Genomic DNA, 4,515 nt, shown 5'->3' with positions numbered 1-4,515 from the left:
CGGGCGGAAGCGGTCGCGGGCCGTCGCCGCAGGACGGGGCCGCCGCGCCCGGCGGTTGCGCCTGCGGCGCCGATGGCGGATCGTTGCGCCCCTTGTCCCACCGTGACCGGATCGCCCGATGTCTGAACAAAGTCCCGCCGAACGCGAACTGGCGCAGCTGCTGGTCGAGAGCCTGAACCTCGAAGACGTGGCACCGGACGGGATCGATCCGGAAGCGGCGCTGTTCAACGAAGGCCTCGGCCTGGACTCGATCGACGCGCTCGAACTCGCCCTGGCGATCACCAAGCGCTATGGCTTCCAACTGCGCTCCGACAGCGACGAGAACCGCCGCATCTTCGCTTCGCTGCGCGCGCTGTCGGCGCATATCGAGCAGCAGCGGGCCGCCTGAACGCCGCCGGCCGCGCGGCGACGAACCGCCCGCGCATGCGCCCGTCCCCGGAACCGACGTGAACCCTCCTTCGTCCAGCGCCCTGGCGCGCCTGTTGCTGGCGATCGCCTACCCGGTGCTCGCGCACTGGGCCAGCCACGACGGTGGCGGCGCGCTGGCGGCGCTGGCCCTGGCCGATCTGGTCGTGTTCGTCACCATCGACGGCCTGCTGGGCCTGCGTTGGCGCGCCTGGGCAGCGACCCTGATCCTGCTCGCGGCGCTGGCCGCGATCGCCTTCACCCCGTACGCGCAGATGCTGCTGCTGGCCCCGCCGATGCTGTTCAACGGCTGGCTGGCATGGTGGTTCGGGCGCAGCCTGCGCGCGCCGCGCGAAGCGCTGATCACCCGCATCGTCGCGGCGCTGCACGAATGCCCGGTGCCGGCGCTGGCGCCGGAGCTGTATCGCTACACCCGCCGCCTGACCGCGCTGTGGGCGGCCGTGCTGGCGCTGCTGGCGCTGGCCAACGGCGCCCTGGCGATGATCGCGGTGCCTGACGGCGTGCTGGCGCGCCTGGGCCAGGTGCCGCCGATCGCGATCACCCAGGAGCAATGGTCCTGGTTCGCCAACCTGATCAACTACGGCATCGTCGGGGGGATGTTCGCCGGCGAGTACCTGGTCCGGCAGCGGCGCTTTCCGGTGCGGCCGGAGAGCGGCTTCTTCGATTTCATGCACCGCATGGCCAAGCTCGGCCCGGGTTTCTGGCGCGAGCTGTTCTCCTGAGGGCCTGAGGGGCCTGAGGGTGAAGGCCGGCCGCCGGCTGCCTGCCGCCGTCCGCTCCAGCTTGGCCGGTATCGCGCAAGCCCGGCGTTCAAGCGCCGCCGCCACTGCGCTTTCGGTAATTCAAGGGCCGCCGTCGCAATTCGACGCCCCGCTGAATGCGCGTGCTTTATCCTGTGACTCTTGCCCCAGCCATCGACCGTCGCCGCCCGCCCGCATGCCCTTCGCGATCCCGTCCGATCATCCCTGCCTGCCCGGCCATTTCCCGGGGCGCCCGCTGGTGCCCGGCGTGGTCCTGCTGGAGCAGGTGATCGCCGCGGTCGAGGCCGCGCACGGGCCGCTGAGCGGATGGCGCCTGCCGCAGGTGAAGTTCCTGCTGCCGCTGCTGCCGGAGCAGACGGCGCAGGTCGAACTGGAAACGCTCGGCGCGGCGCGCTGGCGTTTTCGGGTCCGTCGCGGCGACGACCTGCTCGCGAGCGGCGAAGTCGTCGCCGACCCGTCCGCCGCGGAGGCCTCGGCATGAGCGGCGAACACTGGAAACAACGCCCCGAAGGCGGCGGCCGCCTCGCCTTCCGCCTGATCGGCTTCATCGCCCGGCGCGGCGGCCGCTCGATCGCGCGCCTGACCCTGTACCCGATCGTCGCCTACTTCCTGGCCGTGCGCGGCCCGGAGCGGCGCGCCTCGCGCGACTACCTGGCGCGGGTGCTCGACCGCGCGCCGCGCCTGCTCGACATCGCCCGCCACATCCACACCTTCGCCGCGACCATCCTCGACCGCCTGTACATGCTCAGCGGGCGGATGGCGCCGTTCGACGTGCGCGTGGAAGGACTGGACAAACTCGAGCCTTACCTCGACCGCGGCCAGGGCCTGCTGCTGTTCGGCTCGCACCTGGGCAGCTTCGAAGCCTTGCGGGTGCTGTCGCGCAGCCGGCCCGGCCTGAAGCTGCGGGTGGTGTTCGACCGCGGCCACAACCCGGCCCTGACCCAGATGCTCGATGCGCTGGACCCGCAGATCGCGCGCACCGTCATCGACGCCGGCCAGGACGGCCCCTCGATCGTGTTCGCGATCAAGCAGGCCACCGACGAAGGCGCGATCGTGGCCTTGCTGGTCGACCGCGCCGCGCCGCACGAGCCGCGCACCACTGCGTCCTTCCTCGGCGCTCCGGCGGAGTTCCCGACCGCGCCGTGGCTGATCGCGGCGGCGCTGAAAGTGCCGGTGGTGCTGGCCTTCGGCCTGTACCGTGGCGGTGCGCGCTACGACCTGGTGTTCGAGGCGTTCAGCGAAGGTGTGGCGATCGAGCGGCATAACCGCCCGGCGATACTCGCCGCGCTGGTCCAGCGTTACGCCGAGCGCCTGCAGGCGCAGGCCCGCGGCGCCCCCTACAACTGGTTCAACTTCTACGACTTCTGGCATGCCGATGACGCTCATCAAGCCTTGCATGTGGACTCTGGCGCTGATGCTCGGCGCCGGGTCGCTGCGCGCCGCTCCGGTTACTGAGGCCGCCGCGGCCCAGGGCGCGCCGGCCGGGGCGTCGACTGCCGAAGCCGCGGTCGCGGCCGATCCGGACTGGATCCTGCCGCGTCTGGCGCAGCCGGTGCCGGCCCGCACCGACTTCGTCGAAGTGCGCGGCTCGGCCCTGCTCAAGGCGCCGCTGCGCCTGTCGGGCGAGTACCGCCGCCCCGACGCGGCCACCCTGGTGCGCGAGGTGCGCGCGCCGTACGCCGAAACCACCACCATCCGCACCGGCGCCAAGCCCGGCCAGGGCGAGGTCGGCATCGTCCGCCCGGGCAAGCCGGCCAAGCGCTTCTCGCTGGCGCGCGCGCCCGAGCTGGTCGCCCTGCAGGCCAGCTTCGGCGCCTTGCTCGGCGGCGACCGCGCCTTGCTCGAACAGCATTACCGCGTGGCCGCCGAAGGCACCCGCCGGCAGTGGACCATCAGCCTGACCCCGAAGGACGCCGGCCTCGCCGCGCGCGTGCGCGAGATCGTCCTGCTCGGCCGCGACGACGAACTGCGCTGCATCGAAACCCGGCCGGCGCGCGGCAACGAACAGCAGCGCACCTTGTTGGCCAGCGCCGCGCGCGCCCCCGCCGGCGTCGCCGACGCGAGCCAGCTCGCGGCGCTGTGCCGCGGCCACGGCGCGGCGCGTTGATGACGCCGGCACGACGTCTCGGGCTCGCCCTGCTGTGGCTGGCCCTGCTCGCGCTGGCCGGCTGGGCGATCGGCAGCCGCCTGCAACTCAGCGGCGACCTGCGCCGCTTCATGCCGAGCGCGCAGACGCCGGCGCAGAAACTGCTGATCGACGAACTCGGCGAAGGCCCGGGCTCGCGCCTGTTGCTGCTGGCGATCGAAGGCGACGAGCCGGCGACCCTCGCCGGGCAGTCGGCGGCGCTGCGCGAACGCCTCGCCGCGCAGCCGCAGTTCAAGCTGGTCGCCAACGGCGCCGGGCAGGGACTGGACGCGGTGCCGCAACGCCTGCGTCCGTACCGCTATCTGCTGACGCCGACTTTCGACGAGCAGCCGCTCGATGCCGCCTACCTGCGCGAGCAACTGGACACCCGCGTGCAGGATCTCGGCTCGCCGGCCGGCGAATTGATCGAACCGCTGCTGCCGAGCGATCCGACTCTGGAAATGCTGCGTCTGGCCGAAGCCTGGCAGCCGGCGCAGGCGCCGCAGAGCGTGCACGGCGTGTGGTTCGACCGCGCCGGCAAGCAGGCCCTGCTGGCGGTCGAGACGCGCGCGGCCGGCTTCGACCCGACCGGCCAGCAAGGCGCGCTCGACGAAATCCACGCCGCCTTCGCGCAAGCGCGCGGCGCCAGCCCGGCGCGGCTGACGATCAGCGGCCCGGGCGCGTTCTCGGTCGAGATCGGCGGGCGCACCCAGCGCGAAGCGAGCCTGATCGGCACGATCGACAGCGTCGTGTTCGTGCTGCTGCTGTGGCTGGCCTACCGCAGCTGGAAGGCGCCGTTGCTCGGCGGCCTGCCGCTGGCGACCGCGGGCCTGGCCGGGCTCGGCGCGGTCGCCGCGCTGTTCGACGGCGTGCACGGCATCACCGTCGCCTTCGGTTTCACCTTGATCGGCGTGGTCCAGGACTACCCGATCCATTTGTTCAGTCACCAACGCCCCGGCCTGTCGCCGTGGGCCAGCGCGCGCAGCCTGTGGCCGACCCTCGGCACCGGCGTGACCTCGACCTGTATCGCCTACCTGACCTTCTTCGTGTCCGGCGTCGACGGCCTGCAGCAGCTCGCGGTGTTCACCATCGTCGGCCTCGCTACCGCCGCGCTGGCGACGCGCTTCGTGTTGCCGGCGCTGATCGACCCGGCGCCGCGCGACGCCGCCGGTTCGCCGGCGCTGGCGCGACTGTGGACGCGGC

The 4,515-nt window shown here is 72.6% G+C and carries 6 protein-coding genes; all 6 read left to right on the top strand.

The features are described 5' to 3' along the window. Window positions 1-118: 118 nt before the first annotated feature. Window positions 119-388 (top strand): phosphopantetheine-binding protein, encoded by a 270-nt coding sequence (locus ACSAMQ_RS20035; protein ID WP_435397345.1) that lies wholly within the window; start codon window positions 119-121, stop codon window positions 386-388. Window positions 389-446: 58 nt separating this feature from the next. After that, window positions 447-1,148, top strand: a complete 702-nt coding sequence (locus tag ACSAMQ_RS20030; protein WP_435397344.1) for a ketosynthase — start codon at window positions 447-449, stop codon at window positions 1,146-1,148. 214 nt (window positions 1,149-1,362) lie between these two features. After that, window positions 1,363-1,668 (top strand): hypothetical protein, encoded by a 306-nt coding sequence (locus tag ACSAMQ_RS20025; RefSeq protein WP_435397343.1) that lies wholly within the window; start codon window positions 1,363-1,365, stop codon window positions 1,666-1,668. Next, a complete protein-coding gene (locus ACSAMQ_RS20020; protein ID WP_435397342.1) occupies window positions 1,665-2,642 on the top strand; it encodes an LpxL/LpxP family acyltransferase in 978 nt (325 codons plus the stop codon). The genes ACSAMQ_RS20025 and ACSAMQ_RS20020 overlap by 4 nt, the downstream gene beginning before the upstream one ends. Beyond that, window positions 2,557-3,294, top strand: coding sequence for a LolA-related protein (locus ACSAMQ_RS20015; protein WP_435397341.1), 738 nt, complete (start codon window positions 2,557-2,559; stop codon window positions 3,292-3,294). The genes ACSAMQ_RS20020 and ACSAMQ_RS20015 overlap by 86 nt, the downstream gene beginning before the upstream one ends. Beyond that, window positions 3,294-4,515 (top strand): MMPL family transporter (locus tag ACSAMQ_RS20010; protein ID WP_435397340.1); only part of this gene is annotated, 1,222 nt, incomplete at its 3' end. The genes ACSAMQ_RS20015 and ACSAMQ_RS20010, both read left to right, overlap by 1 nt.

Origin of the sequence: Lysobacter sp. 1R34A (assembly GCF_051217035.1) — a bacterium.
In the GTDB taxonomy this organism is placed as follows: Bacteria; Pseudomonadota; Gammaproteobacteria; order Xanthomonadales; family Xanthomonadaceae; genus Lysobacter.
Note: the sequence above shows the minus strand (reverse complement) of the source record. Positions and strands in the feature narration are given on the sequence as shown.

What these genes read in the sequence shown, in the direction of transcription:
- ACSAMQ_RS20020 (WP_435397342.1), top strand. Translation starts at nt 1,665, where the DNA reads ATGAGCGGCGAACACTGGAAACAACGCCCCGAAGGCGGCGGCCGCCTC.
- ACSAMQ_RS20015 (WP_435397341.1), top strand. Translation starts at nt 2,557, where the DNA reads ATGCCGATGACGCTCATCAAGCCTTGCATGTGGACTCTGGCGCTGATG.
- ACSAMQ_RS20025 (WP_435397343.1), top strand. Translation starts at nt 1,363, where the DNA reads ATGCCCTTCGCGATCCCGTCCGATCATCCCTGCCTGCCCGGCCATTTC.
- ACSAMQ_RS20035 (WP_435397345.1), top strand. Translation starts at nt 119, where the DNA reads ATGTCTGAACAAAGTCCCGCCGAACGCGAACTGGCGCAGCTGCTGGTC.